The organism is Exiguobacterium sp. SL-9 (genome assembly GCF_004336985.1).
Taxonomy (GTDB): Bacteria; Bacillota; Bacilli; order Exiguobacteriales; family Exiguobacteriaceae; genus Exiguobacterium.
This window is the reverse complement of the sequence record NZ_SJUO01000002.1, coordinates 20529-37105: the sequence shown is the minus strand read 5'-3', so window position 1 is coordinate 37105 and position 16577 is coordinate 20529. Positions and strand designations below refer to the sequence as shown.

The following is a 16577-nucleotide window of genomic DNA, read 5'->3' as shown; positions in this document are numbered from 1 at the left end:
TAATCGGGTTGAAAGTGAGGACGATTCAATGCATACAATTCAGATTCCGGTCCGCTATCAGGAGACCGACATGATGGGCATCGTCTATCATGCAAACTATTTAGTATATCTTGAGATGGCGCGTACCGAGTTGTTGCGACAGCTCGGGGTTGAATATAAGGACATGGAGGAAGCAGGATTCGTCTCTCCGGTGACGAACGTCTCGGTCGACTATAAGAGGAGCGTCACGTTCGGCGACACGGTTCACGTTCGGGTTTGGGTCGACAGTTATTCAAAGATCCGGACCGTCTATGGCTATGAGTTGACCGACCAACATGGTCACCTCGTCGGTTCGGCGAAAACGACACACGTCGTCGTCAAGCGAGGCGACTTTAAACCGGTCCGACTCGACCGCGAGTTTCCTGAGTGGCATGACATGTACATGCGCGTCATGAGTCCCGTCTTATAACAGTGGTTCTTTTGTACCGTCAGTATGGTATCATATCTTGACGGTATTTTTTGTACAAAGAAAGGGGAAGATCGCATGCGAAAACCATCTCTGTTGATGGTATGCTGCGCCTTGACGCTCACGTTGGTGGGCTGTACCACAAGCAACCAAAACGAAACGGAAGAAGCTGAGAATAAACCGGCTGAGACCGAACAACGAACAGAAGCTCCGGCCGAAACGCCGAAGGATACAGAAGACGAAGTGGTTGAAGACGCTCCGACGTCTGAAGCCGAGCCACCGAAAGAAGATGAGCCTGCAGAAGAACCGGCAGCAGACGAACCTGAGACCGAAGAAGCACCTGTTGCTGAAGCGCCACCTGTAGAAGAACCGGCCCAAACGCCGAGCGAGCCGCTTGAACAAAACGGGACCGCGAACGTGAAACTCGATACACTCATCCTCGTCAACAAACAAATCGCTTTGCCTGCCGGTTATAAACCGAAAGATCTCGTGACGGCGAACATCGACTTTGTCGACACCGCGACGGGGGAACGAAAGATGCTCCGCCAAGAAGCGGCACGGGCCATCGAGAAACTCATGACGGGAGCGAAAGCGGCCAATATCGAGTTGAAAGGGACGAGTGCGTTCCGTTCTTACGATTATCAAGTGCAACTGTTCAATAATTATGTCGCCCGGGATGGAAAAGCACAAGCGATGAAATATTCAGCACCGCCCGGTCATTCGGAACATCAGACCGGTCTCGCCATCGATGTCTCAAGCGCTTCCGTCGGCTATCAGTTGACACAAAGCCTCGAGCAGACGAAAGAAGGCAAGTGGTTGGCCGACAATGCCCATACGTACGGTTTCATCGTCCGCTATCAACGCGCCTATGAGGCCGAAACCGGGTATATGTTTGAACCGTGGCATTTACGTTATATCGGGGTAGAGCACGCGACGAACGTTCACAAGACGAACGTCCCGCTTGAGCGTTATCTCGAGCAATTAATGGATTAAGGGGAATTGCGATGCCTTACATGACAGAAATCTTCATCATTTTAATCAGCTATTTACTCGGTTCGATTCCATTCGCACTCCTTGTCGGAAAGCTCGGCTACAAGGTCGATGTCCGCGAGCATGGGAGTGGGAACTTGGGTACGACGAACACGTTTCGTGTGCTCGGGAAGAAGGCAGGTACAATCGTCCTGCTAGGCGATATGGGGAAAGGCTTGGTCGCGGCGTTATTGCCGCTCCTATTCGGGAGTGAGATGAGCCTGCTCCTCGCCGGGATCCCGGCTATTATCGGTCATTCGTATCCGGTGTTCGCCAAGTTCAAAGGCGGGAAATCGGTAGCGACAAGCGCGGGCGTGTTGCTCGCGGCATTTCCATGGTTTTTCGCTGTCGTCGTCGGAACGTTCATCGTGACGCTGCTCGTCTCGAGGATGGTATCACTCTCATCGATGGCTGCCGCAGCCGTAGGGCTCGTGACCGTCGTCGCCTATGGCGTCATCGCGAAGGACTGGTTACCGCTCATCGTCATCGTCCCGCTCGCCTTGTTCATCATCATCAAGCACCGTACGAACTGGCAACGAATCCGTGCGGGCACAGAACCGAAAGTACCGCTGTTTCAAAAGCGGAAATAAAAAAATGATGACCGACAGGCGCTCTGTTTACACAGAATGCAGGAAGGTCATTTTTTGATGAGGTAAATTGCATACAGAAAAAAATCTAGGATCTGCTGACTGTCTTTTTGTGGATTTCCGTTGATTTTTGCCGAAAAGTTCGAAAAAACTGTTGGATTTGCCCGTTCTTTACTTTCTGTTTACGTTAAATTTACATCCGTTCGCTACACTGAGAAAGGAAGCGATATTTGCGGAGGAGGCAGGGAAGTGTCTTTAATTGGAGAAGAACGTAAACAGAAGATTGTGGAGTGGATTGAACGGGAAGGCAAAGTGAAGACGAGCGAATTGATTGAACGGTTGAACGTCTCGGGGGAGTCGATTCGCCGCTACTTAGAAGAACTTGAAAAAGAACATCGTATTAAACGGGTGTATGGAGGGGCGGTGCTCCATCAGAGCGTCTCGTTTCAACCGATGATGATCTCGAACATGGATGGGATTCGTCGTATCGCCTATACGGCGTTTCAGCTCGTCGAAGATGACATGTTGCTCTATATCGGACACGGCGTCGCCTCGGAACAAGTTGCAGCAAGGCTCCGTGGCCGTAACTTGACGGTCGTCACGCCGTCGCTCATGGTTGCCAAGGCACTATTCGAGCAACGGGCCAAAGGCGTGTTCACAGGAGACATTCAACTGCTCGGCGGGACGATCGACCCGAAGCATCTTGTCACTGTCGGTGAGCATGTTTTGCAACAACTAAAGGCGTACGTGTTCGATATGGCGATTCTTTCCGTTGAAGGTGTCGACGCCTCGCTCGGTTTGACGTGTGAGGCTCACGGTCTCTCGACCGTGACACAGGCGGTTCTCGATCAAACACGTCAATGTTACTTATTGGCCGACCACACCCAGTTCAATCAACAGAAGCGATATCGCGTCTCTGATTTTTCTAAAGTAACGACCATCATTTCGGATTTTCCGGAACCGACCGATTGGAAACGGGCCTTAGCAGAGCACGAGGTCGAATGGCGTTTCGCACCATGATGAGGAGGAAAAAACATGATTGAAGTAATTGTGACGACATTGACCGAAGCAAAAACAGCCGAACGGTTCGGAGCTAATCGCCTCGAGTTGATTGCCGATTTGCCGGCAGGCGGGACGACACCGAGTTTCGGGACGATTCGTAACGTCCTCGAACAGGCGACCATTCCCGTCCACGTCATGATTCGGCCCCATGCGAACTCGTTTGTCTATAACGAGGAAGATGTGGAGACGATATTGGCAGACGTCGGTCTTTGCCGTGAGCTCGGGGCCGAGGGCATCGTCTTCGGGGCTTTGACGAATGACGGTCGTATCGACGAGGCGCTACTCGGGGAAGTGATCAAACATAAAGGTGAAATGGCATTGACGTTTCACCGGGCAATCGATGATGCGGTCGATTTGATGGATGCAATCACGATCTTGAACGATTTCCCTGAAGTCGACAATGTGCTGACGTCCGGCGGAAAAGCAACGGCGCTAGACGGAATTGAACGTTTGAGCGCGATGCAAGAAGTGGCAGAGATGAATGTTCTACCGGGTGCCGGCATCACGGCCGACAATGTGGCACAGCTCATCGAACGACTAGGTGTTGATTTCGTTCATGTCGGTAGCGGGGTGCGGACCGACGGACAGCTCGACGAGCAAAAGTTCAACGCGATCAAGCGACAGATGACACGCTAAAAACAGTCGGATGACTGTTTTTTTGCTATAATGAAGAAAATGATACTGTAGGTGAAGTCATGCAAACATCAGTCTATAAACAATTTGCACTCCGGATGCTGTCAGGAAACTGGGGCATCTCACTCCTCGCGGTCGTCGCGACGATGCTCGTCCAAGCGGTTATCACGACCCAGCTTGATTTGGAGTCGACCGACCCGAGCATCCTCTTCGTCTCGATTGGATTGTTGTACGGTGCGACCGTCTTGCTTGCTCCGCTCGAACTCGGTCGCAACTGGGTGTTCCTCGATATCGCAAAAGCTGAGAAACCGTCGTTCGGTCTCTTGTTCGATGCGTTCGGATCACTCAAAGATTACATGCGCGCTGTCACGTACTACGCCGTGTTCTATCTCGGCTTGAACGTGCTCATGCTGTTCTTGATTGTGCCGGGCGTCTGGTTTTACTTGACGTATCGAATCGTCCCGTTCGTCCTTCGGGACCGTCCAGAATTGTCAGCGTTTCAGGCGATGCGCGAAAGCCGCCGTCTCATGTTTGGACACAAGCGCACGATGCTTCGTCTATATGCGAGTTTCATCGGTTGGTATGTCCTCGTCTTGTTCACCGGAGGATTGGCCTATATCTTTGTGCAGCCGTATATCAATACGGCGCTCGCAGGACTGTATGTGGAAATCAAGGCAGAAACAGAAGCAAACGAACAACCGGTCAGCTGATTAGCCGACCGGTTGTTTTTTTATGTCCCGTGCCGATCCGACTTTTTTGGGTCGGGTGCGTCACGGAACTCCGTTTTCTCTTCTTGTGAGGCATGTTCATGCCACTTTTTTGCCTGCTCCGTCGCGATTGGGATTGCCTTTTGATCGGAGTAGCCTTGAGCGAGCAAGGCGTTGGCGATATCGATGGCTTTCTTTTTAACGAGCGGGTCGAAGTTTTTCAGTGATTCCGGATAATCTTTCATATTCCATGGCATCTCACATCGCTCCCTTCTGTACTACTAATTCCACAAGCGAGCCGATTCAAACGTCTTGGTGCATATAGTACTCGATGAGCGCTTGGGTCCCGTTCTCCCCATATCCGTTCTCTTCGAGGATGGTGTACAGTTTATGGGCCAACTCGAGGCTCGGCAGTTTAATGTTTAACTGTTCAGCGCTCTCGAGGGCGAGGTTCATGTCTTTCAAGAAGTGCTTGATGAAGAAACCAGGCGAATAGTCTTCGATGATCATCCGTGGGACTAGGTTCTCGAGCGTCCAGCTGCCGGCAGCCCCACCGCGGATTGTCTGGCGGAGTTGGTCCGGGTTTAGCCCGGCCCGCTTGGCGAACGCGAGCATCTCGGCGTTGCCCATCATGATGCCGGCGATGGCGATTTGATTGGCGAGCTTCCCGTATTGACCGCTGCCGGCATAGCCCATTCGTTCAATCGATTGGCCCATCGCCTCGAATAGCGGTAGAGCCTTCGTGAAGGCATATTCGCCGCCACCGACGAGAATCGACAACGTCCCGTTCTTCGCGCCGACATCTCCGCCCGTGACCGGTGCATCAAGCGGCAGCAAACTCTGGTCGATTGCGGCCTCTGCGATCCGTTCGGCAAGGAAAGGTGAAGACGTCGTCATATCGATGACGAGCGTTCCCGGCTCGGCCGATTGCAAAATCATCCCGTCCCCGAAATAAAGGCTCTCGACGTCTGACGGGTAGCCGACGATGGTGATGACCGCATCGGCGTTTTGACAGACGGCTTCGACCGAATCGCACCAACGGACACCTTCGGCCAATAAATCAGTCGCTTTCTCTTTCGTCCGCGTATACGCTTGGACTTCGAATCCCGCCTTCATTAAGTTTCTGACCATCGATTGACCCATCACACCGAGTCCGATAAATCCGACTGTCTTCATAGTTGATTGCCTCCTAAAAGTTGTTGTTTCACGAGTCGTTCATAGAGCACGTTATCACGAAGCAATTCTCGATGCGTCCCGAGCCCGCTGATTCCACCGTCCTCGAGTACGACGATTTGGTCAGCATGTTGGACGGTCGAGAGCCGGTGGGCGATGACGAGCGTCGTCCGTCCTCTCATGAGCCGGTCGAGTGCTTCCTGAACGACGCGTTCGGATTCCGAGTCAAGACTTGACGTCGCCTCGTCGAGTAATAAAATTTGCGGGTCACGTAACAGCGCCCGGGCGATGGCAAGCCGTTGCCGCTGTCCGCCTGATAAGCGGACGCCGCGCTCGCCGATTTCCGTGTCGAGTCCGTCCGGCATCGCTTCGATGAACGACCAGGCGTTAGCCATGTCACAAGCGTGACGAATCTCGTCCTCGGTCGCGGTCCGAATCAAGCCATACAAGATATTTTGCCTCACCGTCCCGGATAAGACTGGCGAATCTTGGGCGACATAGCCGATGACTTGACGCCACTCATTTCGTCCATATGTCGTGATATCGCGGTCCCCATAACGGATGTGACCACTCGACGGGAGGTAGAACTGCTCGACGAGGGCGAACAGTGTTGTCTTGCCGGCACCGCTGCGTCCTACGATGGCGGTCGTGGCACCGAACGGGATGGTGAGGGACACGTCGTCGATCACGGGTTGGTCGCCATACCGGAACGTCAGACCCTCGAATGAGAGCGATGACTGTTGGATCGTCGATGCCTCACCCGTGTACGGTTCTGGCTCGATGGCGAGCAGTTCTGAAATCCGCTCGGTCGCCCCGCGTGCTTTTTGGAGCCGGGTGATAAATTCCGTCATCGTGATGAGTGGCGTGATGATTTGGAACAAATACAGCATGAACGCGAGCAACGACCCGGTCGACAAAGCACCGGTCGAGACGCGATAAGCCCCGAATCCGAGAATGGCAATCAACATCGCCGTCAACGTGACGTTCAGAAGCGGAATCAAAATCGCTTGAATCCGACCCTCTCGGACGCCAAGACCGAACAAACGCTCGATGCGTCGTTTTCCTTCTTCAACCTCGACGGATTCGGTCGCCTGTGATTTGACGAGCCGAATTTCACCAAGTAGTTCGGCGAAAAAACCTGACAAATCGCCGAGTTCATGTTGGGTCGCCTTGGCGATTTTCCGAAGTTTGCGGCCGAGCGGGATTACGATGAGAAGCGTCGTCGGCACGGAGAACAAGATGACGAGTGTCATCTGCCAATCGAGCGTGAACAAGATGCCGACGGCGCCGATGACCGAGACGAACGACGTCAATAGACGGACGCTCTGTTCGGACAAAAGTTGTTGCAACGTCGTCGTGTCGTTATTTAATCGCGAGACGAGATCCCCTGATTTGACGCCGTCATAGAACGGGATCGGTAGTGCGACAAGATGTTCCCATAGCGTTGTCCGCAAATTGGCGACGACCCGTTGTCCGACGATATGTAGCCAATAAATCGAAATCGCGCTCGAGACGACTTGAATGAGAAACGCGATGACGAAGATGGTGACGAGACGGGCGTCGAGCGCGGCTTCGCTCCAATTGTCGACGACGCGCTGCAAGATGAGCGGGATGGCGAGTGATGCCATCGCTTGAATTAAAGAAATCAATACGGCACCGACAAACAGACCTTTCGGTGGTCGAGCGACACGAAACAAACGTAAAAACGCTTGCCATGTGGATGTGGACTCCATCGTACGTCCCCCTTTCCTTATAACTTTCGCTGTTTCGAAAACAAGTGTCAAGACGTCGAATCGTAGCATGGAATAATGATAGAATGGAATCAGAGGTGAAGTCGCATGAAATGGATACATACGGCCGACTGGCATTTAGGAAAAATCGTCCACGGCCGCCACATGACAGAAGAACAACAACATATATTATTTGAGTCATTCTTACACATCGTCGACGAGGAGAAGCCTGATGCCATCGTCGTCGCCGGTGATTTATATGACCGGGCCGTGCCACCCGTCGAGGCCGTCGATCTGCTCGATGAGATGTGGCGCGCGCTCGTGCTCGAGCGGGGCATCCCCGTGCTCGCCATCGCTGGCAATCATGATTCGGCCGAACGTCTCCAATATAGCTCCAAACTGTTGACGAAAGTCGGTCTCCATATCGTCGGGAAGGTTGACCCGGGCACAGGGCCGATTATCGTAAACGACACCCCATTTTATTTGATGCCGTTCCTTGAGCCGGCGCGTATCCGTTATGCGTTCGGCGACGAGTCGATTCGTACTCATCATGACGCGCTCGCCGCGGTCGTCGAGTCGTACGGGGCGATTGACCCAAAATCCGTTGCCGTCGGGCACAGCTTCGTCGCCGGCGGACTCGAGACCGACTCCGAACGGCAACTGTCCGTCGGGACGGCCGGGCAAGTCGCCAAAGGATTGTATGACCCGTTCGGCTATACGGCGCTCGGACACCTACATAACCGCGACGCCATCCGCGACGACCGCATCGCGTACAGCGGGTCGCTCATGAAATATTCGTTCTCCGAGGCGACCCATGTGAAATCGGTCGACGTCATCGAATGGGACGGGATATGGATACGCCGTCGGCGCCCGCTAAAAGCGCGACGAGACTTGCGCATCTTGACGGGGACGCTGAACGAGCTACTCGACCCATTGTTTTATCAAGATGAGGCCGTAGACGACTATTTGAAAATCATCTTGACCGATGAACGTGCGTTGTTCGATCCGATGGCGAAATTACGGACTGTCTACCCGAATATCTTGCATCTCGAACTTGAGTTGTTGCGTCGTCAAGACGAGACGTCCCGGTTCGAACGGGAGAAACTCGAGCGGCAATCGGTCGAAGATGTATATATGGACTTTTTTAAAGCCGTCCACGGGCGTGAAGCCGATGCGACGGTTCAACGTTTCTTAGAAGGGGAGGAGTCGATTTGAGACCGGAACAATTGACCATTACCGCCTTCGGTCCTTACGCCGAGACGGAACAAATCGATTTTACGCAGCTCGAGGGACGTTCGATGTTCGTGATCAGCGGCCGGACCGGCGCCGGCAAGACGACGATTTTTGACGCGATGACGTTCGCGCTCTATGGTCGGGCGAGCGGGACACTCCGGAACGCCAGCGATTTCAGAAGTCAGTACGCAGACCCGAATCGAAAGACCGAGATCGATTTCTCGTTCACGATTCGCGACGAACGATATCGAGTCGTCCGCCAGCCGCAACAACCGCACCCGAAAAACAAGACGCCGATTCCGCATGAGGCGGTGCTCTATGAATGGAAAGACGCATGGAAACCGATGGCGACGAAAGTGAACGACGTCGAGCAGACGATTGAATCGTTGCTCCAGCTGAGCTATGAACAGTTCAGTCAAATCTTGTTGCTGCCGCAAAACCAGTTCCGCCAGCTTCTCGATTCCGATTCGACGAAGAAGCAGCAGATTTTGCAATCGATTTTCAAGACGGAGGCGTACCGCACCTTTCAAGAAGACTGGATCGAACGCTACGGCAAATATCGCAAACAAGTCGAATGGGCGGTCGAGACGACGCGCTTAAAACTGTTGGAACTTGAAGATGATGCCGTTGAGGACATATCCACCCGTAACTTGCCTGAAATCGTGACGTGGCTCGATGCCCGCGAGGAGAGGCTCTTAGCGTCAAGGGACTCGCTACAAGAACAGCGTCGGGCTGGAGAGGAACGACTCGAGACGTTGCGCCGAGACGTGAATCAGGCGACCACGCTCGCCGAGTTGATTGAGGAGCGGGACATGCGCGCCAGAGCACTCGAGACGTTCCGAGAAGCGGCAACAGCCCGCAAAGAACGACAGGCACTCATCCAACGACTCGAACAAGTGTCGAGCGTCAATCCGCTCTTTCAACGTACCGAAACGGTGCGTCATGACATCGAACGGTTGACCCGTGAACGCGATGCCTCACAGCAACGGGACGAAGGTTACTTGAAACAGTTGGAGGGGTTAAAGGCCGAGGCCGAGACGATCACGGCCATGCGCCAAGAGGCAGATCAAGCCACAAGTCGTGTCAACGCGATTGACGAAATGTTGCCATACGTCGATGAATGGCACCGTGCCACGAGACGTCGGGACGACTTGAAGCGACAGGTAGAACCGCTCAGCCAGTTTTTAGAAGAAGCGCGTCTGAAGCAACTCCAAGCGACCGAGATTGAACTCGCGGCTAAGCTCGAGCAAGCACCGGCACCAGAACAACTCGTTGAAGCCGAACGACTCTATAGTCAGCTCCAGCATCAGGCTCGCCTCGAGGCGAAAGTGGAAGAGGTCACGGAACGGCTCGGTGATTGTGAACGCAACGGGAAGGAAGTCCAACGACAATTCACCGCCCAGACGGAACGGGTCGAACAATTCGTCGAGGCTGAGCATGCGCGCATGGCCGACACGCTACGCGAGCAGCTTGAGACAGGGGAGCCTTGTCCGGTTTGCGGTTCGTTGACCCATGGACACGTCGAGCGAACGGAGACGTCCGTCGACCAAGCCGGTCACCGCTCGGCCGTCGAGACGTTGAAACGGATTGAGGCTGAACTACATGAAGCACGGGCGGATTATCGGTCGCTCAAACGTCAACTCGATGAGTTGACCCGCGAACGCGATCTCGCGCGGCTCGAGTTAAAGCTCGACGGTCAGGCCATCACTGCGCTGCAACACCAAGACGCCCGTGTCCGACAGTTGCGTCAAGAGGCCGATGCGCGACAACGGAACGAGCGTCTCCTACGCGCGACCACGAGCGAATTGAAAAAACTTGAGACGGCGAAGCGTACGCAAGCAGATGAGCGGCAGAAACTGTTTGAACAACTCCAACACGTTCAAGAGCAGCTTCAGTCGATGCGTCAACCGGATGGGACGACGCTAGAGACGTTGCAGACCGAACGGAGCCAACTTACGACGCGACTCGCCCACATCGAACAGAAGGTGGCCGTGTATGAACGCCGGCTCGAAGAATTGAACCGATTGAAGTGGGGGGAAGCGGAACGGCTCCGTCTCCTCGGTGAACAACTCGAGTTCGAGCAGACTCGTCTATCCGAAGCGACGACCGAACTGGATGCGGCTCTCGAGAAGCTTGAATTGACTGAAACTGTGTTCAAGGAGTATCGTGCGCGCGTCGAGCAACTTCCCGAACTGCGTGAGCGCCAAGCGTCAGAGCTTGAGGAAGGTGTCCGTCTCGAACACGCCGTCAAGGCGTTGAACGAGAAAATCGGGGATCGTCCGCGACCAGACCTCGAACGGCTCCAGGAGCGGTTGCACGAGGAGGGCCGTTCGTTCGAAGCGCTGTCCGAACAACTCATGACGGCGGATGGGCAGTTGAAGCGTCATCGTCACATCGTCGCCGAATGGAACGCGCTCCGGGAGAGAACGGATAAGGATCAACGGAATTTAGAGACGGTCAAATTGATTGCCGACACCGGACGGGGGATCAACCCACAAAAATTGACGTTCGAGACGTACGTGCAGACGGCGTTTTTCGATCAAATTTTACATGCGGCCAATATACACCTCGATCAAATGACGAGCGGGCAGTTCCAGTTGGAACGAAAAATAGAGACAGCGAAAGGAAATGCCAAGTCTGGTCTCGAATTGTTAGTCTTTGACGCCTATACGGGTCAATCGCGTCGGGTCCAAAACTTGTCGGGTGGAGAAGGATTCAAGGCCTCCCTGTCACTCGCCCTCGGACTCGCAGAAGTCGTTCAACAACTAAGTGGCGGTGTCAGCCTCGAGACGATGCTGATCGACGAAGGGTTCGGGACGTTAGACGCCGAATCGCTCGATCAAGCGATCGAATTGCTCATGTCGCTCCAATCGAGCGGACGGCTCGTCGGGGTCATCAGTCACGTCCAAGAATTGAAAGACCGGGTCGATGCCCGGATTGAAGTCAAGAAATCAAGGAGCGGGTCAACGATCCAGCTCATCGTGGAGTGAGACCGATGAAACATATGGAAACGAAAACAACGTTAATGGCCCACCTGAAAGAGGCGGGCATTCGACGAGGGGACGGACTGTTCGTCCACACGTCACTTTCAAAACTTGGTTGGGTGTGCGGTGGTGCCCAGACGGTCATTGAAGCACTCCAAGAAGCGGTCGGAGCGGACGGGCTCATCATGATGGCGACCCAGAGCGGAGATAATTCAAATCCCGCTGAATGGGAAGCTCCGCCGGTCCCGAGTGAATGGTGGCAGACGATCCGTGACGAGATGCCAGCGTATGACAAGACGAAGACAGCGACTCGAGGAATGGGACGGGTGCCAGAACTGTTCCGCACGTATCCGGACGTGTTCCGGAGCGATCACCCGATGTGGTCGGTCGCCGCTTGGGGTCGGAACGCCGAGCAGATCGTGGCCGGGCACACAATCGACACCGGTTTCGGGCCAGGGTCACCGATTGAGCGCATGATCGAGCGCGATGCAAAAATTGTACACCTCGGTTCCCCGCTCGATGCGACGACGTTATGGCATTATGCGGAATACGGGATCGACGGACCGATGAAGCCGTTCGAATGTGCGTTGGTGGAGAATGGTCGACGAGTGTGGAAGACGTTCGAGCATATCGACGTCAACAGTGACCCGTTCGGTCCAATCGGTGAGAATATCGTCAGGCGTGCTGATGTGACGACGTTCCACATTGCGGATGCGACGTGTTATGTCATTCCGTCTAAGACGTGGGAACCTGTGCAACACGCGTTGATTGCATTACGGAGTTGGCTCCGATGAATCAACCGAAAGCAAGTGAACAATGGAGAGGGGCAGTTCGATGAATCGTTGGGTCAAATATGTAGGGATGGCGGTCGGAGTAGTGCTGCTCGTCGCGTTTCTCGCCGTCGTGGGCATCTCAGCCCACATCGGTGATCAATTGACGTCGCCCGAACGCGAGACGTTGACGTATACACCGAAGTCGTTAGGCGTCAAATATGAGAATGTCACAATCGAAGCCGAAGATGGACAGGATTTATACGGTTGGTGGATTCCGCATCCGACACCGCGCGCGACGGTCGTGTTCGCACATGGGTACGGGAAGAACAGAGAGCAGTCTGATTTGCCGCTGAAAGAATTGATCCCGGAGTTCCATGAGCAAGGGTATCAGTTTCTGACGTTCGATTTTCGTGGATCGGGTATCTCGGAAGGGGACCGTGTGACGGTCGGGGCGAAAGAACAAACTGACCTCGCTGCCGCGATTGCGTACGCGAAAGAGCGTACGGACGGTCCGATTGTCTTGTATGGTGTGTCGATGGGGGCGGCAACGGCATTGTCCGCGGCGGATGAGACCGACGTGGCCGCTGTGATCGCCGATAGTCCGTTCAGTGACCTCCGGGGCTACCTCGAGACAAACTTGCCTGTATGGAGCGATTTACCGAACTTTCCGTTCACACCGGTCATCCTAACGGTGACGCCGTGGTTCACGGGTCTCGATGCCGATGTGGTCAAGCCGATTGACGATATCGCTCAAATCGAGGCTCCAATGTTGTTGATTCATAGTGAAGGCGATGATGCTATCCCGGTGAGCGAGAGTGAACAATTGGCCGAGGCCGGGGAGGAAGTCGAACTGTGGGTGACGGAGAATGATGGGCACGTGCAGTCGCATCGCTCGTTCCAAACCGAGTATCGTCAAAAAGTATTCGAGTTTTTAGAGCGTGTGTTGTAAGTGAGGAGTCTGGGGAAACCTGGACTCTTGTCGTGAGAAGGGTCATCGGCTCGGCGACGATCAGTAAAGTGCAACCGATTGGAGTAGGCATATGGCGCAGATTAAACATGAGGACGTAACGATTGAACTGTTCCCAAGAAAGTATTCAGAAACAGGGGAAGACGTGTTTATCGCTTTCTTGTTCACGATCGAGGTAGAACAGCTATTCATCTTCAAATTTTATGGTTCGTTGCTCCTCAAATCGGAGTTCGAAGATCTTTTGTTTCATATGAGAAAATTGTTAGATGGTACCACGGACAAGTATTTACTCGATCCGATTGAACCTTATTTCGTCTTGAGGATTGAACGGAAGGCGGACGAATTGTATAAATGGACATTTTGGGCGAGAACTGGACCGAAGCGGGTGGACGCATTCTTCTTCTTGAAAGAGGAGATGGAACAGTTCTATAGACAGTTGGAGCAAGAGATGACTGAAATATTGCCGCCGCCGTTTTTGCCATAATTGAACGGATGGCGAGATGATTGAGGAATTGGGTTTTACTGTACAAGCTCATGGAGAATGGAATCGATAAAGCGCACTTGTTTGAAGAACCAACTTAATCATCCATATTCAATATTAATGAGACAGTTCAGTTGATTGATTCCAAGGTGTTGAATTTCCAGCTATGTGAACAGGAGTAATCGATATGGAGACCATTAGTTCAAAGTTCGTTTTTGAGACTGATATTGCTGAAAGACATTATGCGACAGACTCTTTAGATTGTTTGAAACGGTTTGATGTTTCGGTTTCGAAACTCAGTTTTTTAACCAATCAATCAACTTTTCTCAGAAGATTTGTTTTGTAAGATGTGGCTTGAAAGATTGGGCGATGATTACAGCTTCATGGACAGATTGACAAAGAAAAAAAGTCAATCTATAAGGCGGTATTTTGCCAGGCAGCGCACGGTTCGATATTGTCTTGAGTAAACGGCAGTTTCTTAAAGAGCGAGAGAAATGGATACAGCTCTTTCGGTTTGTCTGTGAGACATGGAATCCTCATGGTACATTGATGGAGCTTGATTTGAATCTTGAATTTTTTTTGATAAAACTGATTCCGACAAGATTCACTGTACATACGAGAGTTAGGAAGTGATCAGAATGACAAGAATAAAAATCGGTGATGTGTTCAAGATTAACACACCTAACGGAGAGGCTTATCTTCAATATGTTCATGAAGATAAAACGATAGGCGAGTTGGTAAGAATATTACCCGGCGTATATGGAAAACCTCCAGAAAACCTTAAAGAAATAGTCGCGGGGAAAGAAGCGTATTTATTACATTGCCCACTCAAACCGGCTATAAGACACAAAATCATTGAAGCCATTTCGAACTATGACATACCTCCAGATTTTAAAATCCCTCAAAAATTTAGAACAGAGATAACAGATGACGAGGGGAATCTTATTGGTTGGCACCTCGTAGATTATGTCACTTGGTATAACGATGTAGTCTATGAGTTAACAGAAGAACAAATTCAGTTATCTCCTTGGGGTATATGGAGTTATCCGCTATTAGTCGAGCGAGTCTCAGAAGGCTGGACGTTAGAGAACTGGAAGTGAATAAGTTTAGAAGGATACTAAACTTGCGGTGAAATAATCTCGATACATTGGAAACCTAACTGCTTTTTAAGGTTGTTTTAGGATATTAAACTCTTTAAAGAATTTGTTCAACTCACGTTCGATTTGTGGCGACGTTTCTGGGATGTCGAGTAACAGCAGTGTCTGTTCGAAATTGACGGTAAGCAGGACGAAGGGGTTTTGTTAAAAAAGTGATTACTGAAGCATGATGGACTTGTGAAAGGACTACGTGCCTCGATATTCAAGATGGAACAAAGGGGATTTTATAGATGAGTGAAAAGGCGGATCAATTCGTGAAGGCTGTGTACGAGACTGTCGTACAGGAAGGTCTTCACATGTATAAGGAAATGTACGAAGAAGAAATCTCATCTTCAGAGGTTGACTTGTACAGTCAAGCGATTCACATGTATCAACAGATGAATGCAGAGCAACAAAAGTTGATGATGCATATCATTGAAGTCGTGATGGTAGATACGGTCTCTCACGTCTTCGGGGTGATTGACGGTAGTTCGTCGCTGATTGATTCGGACATTGAAGCGACATTACTGCTCGATGATGTGGACTCAGAAGGGGAATTGCAAGATTCCTTCATTGGTTACTTGCAGGAGGAAGACTTGTACCCGTGACGGATACAAAATTGATTTTAAGGGGCGCAACATGCGCTCCTTTTTTGTTATGATAAGTGATGAAAAGGAAAGAAAGAAGGTTTGTCCATGGACGTCACAGCATTACTATCGTTTCTGTTGCTTGGAACGCTGATCGGGATTTTGAGCGGGTTCTTCGGCATTGGGGGCGGGATTTTACTCACGCCGCTCCTGCTCGTCTTCGGGTACGAGGCAAGTGCGGCCATCGCGCTCAGTCTGATGCTCACACTCGGGTCGACGACGGCCGGTACGATCTCCCATCTTAAATTAAAGAACGTCAATCCGAAACATGCCCTCTTGATCGGCGCCTTCGGGGTCGTCGGGACGTGGGTGGCGACGCCGCTCGTGTTCTACCTTGAGACGCTCGACGGTGCGAAGCCGGTTATCTCGCTCGCCTACATCGGGCTACTGACGTACTTTGCCGTCTCGTTCTTCCGGTCGAAGCAACATGAAGAAGGAAGTGTCGGCTCGGAGTCGGTCCCACGCCTCGGTTTTATCGGGTTGTTCGGCGGGTTCATCTCGTCACTCATGGGTGTCAGCGGCGGATTCGTGTTGACACCGCTTCAAGTCAAACTGCTCAACACCGAGATGAAACGAGCCGTCGGGACGAGTATCGCCGCGGCGTTCCTTATCGTCGTCTCAGGCGTGATCAACTATGCCGTCGCCGGGGCCGATGCGAACTATTGGCATGGTCTCGCGCTCATCGCAGGGGCGATGATTGGCTCGCCGATCGGGGCGAAGCAGTTGCAACGGTTCAGTTCGCAACTCGTCAAAAAGGCGCTCGGTGGCTTCTATGTTGCGGTCGCCATCAGCGTAGGACTTAACTTGCTCGGCTTCAACGATATCTCGCTCGGACTGCTCGTCGTCCTCGCGCTTTCGTTTATCGTCGCGCTATTTATCCGACCGCGTTCGAAGTGATCATCGACCCTCGTCTACAGACGGGGGTCTTTCTTATAGGGGGAGTATATCCTTCATATAAACATCACCATTGGTATAACGCATGCTGAAACG

The 16577-nt window shown here is 52.4% G+C and carries 17 protein-coding genes; 14 read left to right on the top strand and 3 right to left on the bottom strand.

Annotation, left to right across the window (positions count from 1 at the left end; all coding sequences use genetic code 11):
* Positions 1-28 precede the first annotated feature (28 nt).
* The 6 genes from EVJ34_RS04670 (at position 29) to EVJ34_RS04640 (ending at position 4466) form a co-directional block, all read left to right on the top strand.
* On the top strand, positions 29-448 hold the full coding sequence (locus tag EVJ34_RS04670; RefSeq protein WP_131484842.1) for an acyl-CoA thioesterase: 420 nt from the start codon (positions 29-31) through the stop codon (positions 446-448).
* Between the two features lie 75 nt (positions 449-523).
* Positions 524-1438, top strand: a complete 915-nt coding sequence (locus EVJ34_RS04665) for a M15 family metallopeptidase (protein WP_131484841.1) — start codon at positions 524-526, stop codon at positions 1436-1438.
* A gap of 20 nt (positions 1439-1458) precedes the next feature.
* The gene (plsY, locus tag EVJ34_RS04660; RefSeq protein ID WP_131435316.1) at positions 1459-2064 is read left to right on the top strand and encodes a glycerol-3-phosphate 1-O-acyltransferase PlsY; all 606 of its coding nucleotides are present in this window, start codon (positions 1459-1461) and stop codon (positions 2062-2064) included.
* A gap of 246 nt (positions 2065-2310) precedes the next feature.
* Complete coding sequence (locus tag EVJ34_RS04650; protein ID WP_131435225.1) at positions 2311-3081, top strand: DeoR/GlpR family DNA-binding transcription regulator; 771 nt, start codon at positions 2311-2313, stop codon at positions 3079-3081.
* A 15-nt stretch (positions 3082-3096) separates the two neighbouring features.
* Positions 3097-3759 (top strand): copper homeostasis protein CutC, encoded by a 663-nt coding sequence (locus tag EVJ34_RS04645; protein ID WP_131484840.1) that lies wholly within the window; start codon positions 3097-3099, stop codon positions 3757-3759.
* A 59-nt stretch (positions 3760-3818) separates the two neighbouring features.
* On the top strand, positions 3819-4466 hold the full coding sequence (locus tag EVJ34_RS04640) for a DUF975 family protein (RefSeq protein WP_131484839.1): 648 nt from the start codon (positions 3819-3821) through the stop codon (positions 4464-4466).
* A 20-nt stretch (positions 4467-4486) separates the two neighbouring features.
* On the opposite strand, the gene EVJ34_RS04635 is transcribed toward EVJ34_RS04640, so the two are convergent.
* From EVJ34_RS04635 to EVJ34_RS04625, 3 genes are read right to left on the bottom strand one after another with little or no spacing between them, the layout of a single operon-like run.
* Positions 4487-4720 (bottom strand): DUF2188 domain-containing protein, encoded by a 234-nt coding sequence (locus EVJ34_RS04635; protein ID WP_131435219.1) that lies wholly within the window; start codon positions 4718-4720, stop codon positions 4487-4489.
* A 46-nt stretch (positions 4721-4766) separates the two neighbouring features.
* Positions 4767-5639: an NAD(P)-dependent oxidoreductase gene (locus EVJ34_RS04630; protein ID WP_131435217.1), complete on the bottom strand. Its 873-nt coding sequence runs from the start codon at positions 5637-5639 to the stop codon at positions 4767-4769.
* Complete coding sequence (locus EVJ34_RS04625) at positions 5636-7369, bottom strand: ABC transporter ATP-binding protein (RefSeq protein WP_131484838.1); 1734 nt, start codon at positions 7367-7369, stop codon at positions 5636-5638. The genes EVJ34_RS04630 and EVJ34_RS04625 overlap by 4 nt, the downstream gene beginning before the upstream one ends.
* A gap of 105 nt (positions 7370-7474) precedes the next feature.
* On the opposite strand from EVJ34_RS04625, the gene EVJ34_RS04620 reads away from it, so the two are divergent.
* The 8 genes from EVJ34_RS04620 to EVJ34_RS04585 all read left to right on the top strand — a co-directional run bounded on the left by EVJ34_RS04620 (position 7475) and on the right by EVJ34_RS04585 (position 16484).
* Positions 7475-8581, top strand: coding sequence for an exonuclease SbcCD subunit D (locus EVJ34_RS04620; protein WP_131484837.1), 1107 nt, complete (start codon positions 7475-7477; stop codon positions 8579-8581).
* On the top strand, positions 8578-11589 hold the full coding sequence (locus tag EVJ34_RS04615) for an AAA family ATPase (protein ID WP_131484836.1): 3012 nt from the start codon (positions 8578-8580) through the stop codon (positions 11587-11589). The genes EVJ34_RS04620 and EVJ34_RS04615 overlap by 4 nt, the downstream gene beginning before the upstream one ends.
* Before the next feature lie 5 nt (positions 11590-11594).
* Positions 11595-12377: an AAC(3) family N-acetyltransferase gene (locus EVJ34_RS04610; protein ID WP_131484835.1), complete on the top strand. Its 783-nt coding sequence runs from the start codon at positions 11595-11597 to the stop codon at positions 12375-12377.
* Between the two features lie 40 nt (positions 12378-12417).
* Entirely contained in the window at positions 12418-13305 is an 888-nt protein-coding gene (locus tag EVJ34_RS04605; protein ID WP_131484834.1) for an alpha/beta hydrolase, read from the top strand.
* Positions 13306-13396: 91 nt separating this feature from the next.
* Positions 13397-13807, top strand: coding sequence for a hypothetical protein (locus tag EVJ34_RS04600; RefSeq protein ID WP_131484833.1), 411 nt, complete (start codon positions 13397-13399; stop codon positions 13805-13807).
* A 635-nt stretch (positions 13808-14442) separates the two neighbouring features.
* Positions 14443-14904: a hypothetical protein gene (locus EVJ34_RS04595; protein ID WP_131435203.1), complete on the top strand. Its 462-nt coding sequence runs from the start codon at positions 14443-14445 to the stop codon at positions 14902-14904.
* A gap of 287 nt (positions 14905-15191) precedes the next feature.
* Positions 15192-15548, top strand: coding sequence for a transposase (locus EVJ34_RS04590; protein WP_131484832.1), 357 nt, complete (start codon positions 15192-15194; stop codon positions 15546-15548).
* 87 nt (positions 15549-15635) lie between these two features.
* On the top strand, positions 15636-16484 hold the full coding sequence (locus EVJ34_RS04585; RefSeq protein WP_131484831.1) for a sulfite exporter TauE/SafE family protein: 849 nt from the start codon (positions 15636-15638) through the stop codon (positions 16482-16484).
* Positions 16485-16577 lie beyond the last annotated feature (93 nt).

Bases quoted from the DNA above. Each gene is read 5' to 3' on its own strand.
- EVJ34_RS04670 (WP_131484842.1), top strand. From the start codon at position 29: ATGCATACAATTCAGATTCCGGTCCGCTATCAGGAGACCGACATGATG.
- EVJ34_RS04665 (WP_131484841.1), top strand. From the start codon at position 524: ATGCGAAAACCATCTCTGTTGATGGTATGCTGCGCCTTGACGCTCACG.
- plsY (WP_131435316.1), top strand. From the start codon at position 1,459: ATGACAGAAATCTTCATCATTTTAATCAGCTATTTACTCGGTTCGATT.
- EVJ34_RS04645 (WP_131484840.1), top strand. From the start codon at position 3,097: ATGATTGAAGTAATTGTGACGACATTGACCGAAGCAAAAACAGCCGAA.
- EVJ34_RS04640 (WP_131484839.1), top strand. From the start codon at position 3,819: ATGCAAACATCAGTCTATAAACAATTTGCACTCCGGATGCTGTCAGGA.
- EVJ34_RS04635 (WP_131435219.1), bottom strand. From the start codon at position 4,720: ATGCCATGGAATATGAAAGATTATCCGGAATCACTGAAAAACTTCGAC.
- EVJ34_RS04630 (WP_131435217.1), bottom strand. From the start codon at position 5,639: ATGAAGACAGTCGGATTTATCGGACTCGGTGTGATGGGTCAATCGATG.
- EVJ34_RS04625 (WP_131484838.1), bottom strand. From the start codon at position 7,369: ATGGAGTCCACATCCACATGGCAAGCGTTTTTACGTTTGTTTCGTGTC.
- EVJ34_RS04620 (WP_131484837.1), top strand. From the start codon at position 7,475: ATGAAATGGATACATACGGCCGACTGGCATTTAGGAAAAATCGTCCAC.
- EVJ34_RS04610 (WP_131484835.1), top strand. From the start codon at position 11,595: ATGAAACATATGGAAACGAAAACAACGTTAATGGCCCACCTGAAAGAG.
- EVJ34_RS04605 (WP_131484834.1), top strand. From the start codon at position 12,418: ATGAATCGTTGGGTCAAATATGTAGGGATGGCGGTCGGAGTAGTGCTG.
- EVJ34_RS04600 (WP_131484833.1), top strand. From the start codon at position 13,397: ATGGCGCAGATTAAACATGAGGACGTAACGATTGAACTGTTCCCAAGA.
- EVJ34_RS04595 (WP_131435203.1), top strand. From the start codon at position 14,443: ATGACAAGAATAAAAATCGGTGATGTGTTCAAGATTAACACACCTAAC.
- EVJ34_RS04590 (WP_131484832.1), top strand. From the start codon at position 15,192: ATGAGTGAAAAGGCGGATCAATTCGTGAAGGCTGTGTACGAGACTGTC.
- EVJ34_RS04585 (WP_131484831.1), top strand. From the start codon at position 15,636: ATGGACGTCACAGCATTACTATCGTTTCTGTTGCTTGGAACGCTGATC.